General features: G+C 36.2%; 1 protein-coding gene. It reads right to left on the minus strand.

The features are described from left to right. Positions 1–440 (minus strand): hypothetical protein (locus PG892_RS22495; RefSeq protein WP_270825940.1); only part of this gene is annotated, 440 nt, incomplete at its 3' end. Between the last annotated feature and the right edge of the window lie 192 nt (positions 441–632).

Raw genomic sequence — 632 nt, forward strand, 5'->3', positions numbered from 1 at the left:
ACTACAGGCATCCTAGCAAGTAATCTTGATGCAACCTCAAACATAAGATGATACGAAATATAAAACCCGTAACTATCAATTCTGGGATAGCCACCATGCGAAGAGAAAGTATCTGAACTAAGCCGATAACGTTTCCAAAGTGCAGCTCTTGAATCCGGTATATGTGCGGAATCAAAACTTAACTTCCAATCATTGAATAAAACATGCTTTGCAAGATCTTCAACTTGCACACCAGAAATACCAAAAACACGCCCTAATGGCTCAAACCAATATCGATCAAAATCATAACTAAACCAAAGTTCAGGAAGTAGACCTAACTCTCCATTTTTATGCCAAGGGGAATCTATTCTGTGAAGATATTTATTTTCCTCGATAGAGTGATATTGTGGTAAGCAAGCTTTGTGAAGTTGCTCAATGTCACCCTCACTAAATAAATCCATCCTGGATCGATATAAAGACAGGCATATTTGTTTTGCATAGAATCGAATCAAAAAACCTTGGTTTTTATTACATGCGGTAGCATAAAAATAATGATAATGATCTGTTAATAGTATAGGACATTCGGAAGCACAGCGTGTTAAAGCAACGAGCAAATATAGTTTCGCGTGCAGATCATAAAATACATAATTTTT

The sequence above is a fragment of the Aeromonas sp. QDB68 genome, from assembly GCF_027707405.1.
GTDB lineage: Bacteria > Pseudomonadota > Gammaproteobacteria > Enterobacterales > Aeromonadaceae > Aeromonas > Aeromonas caviae.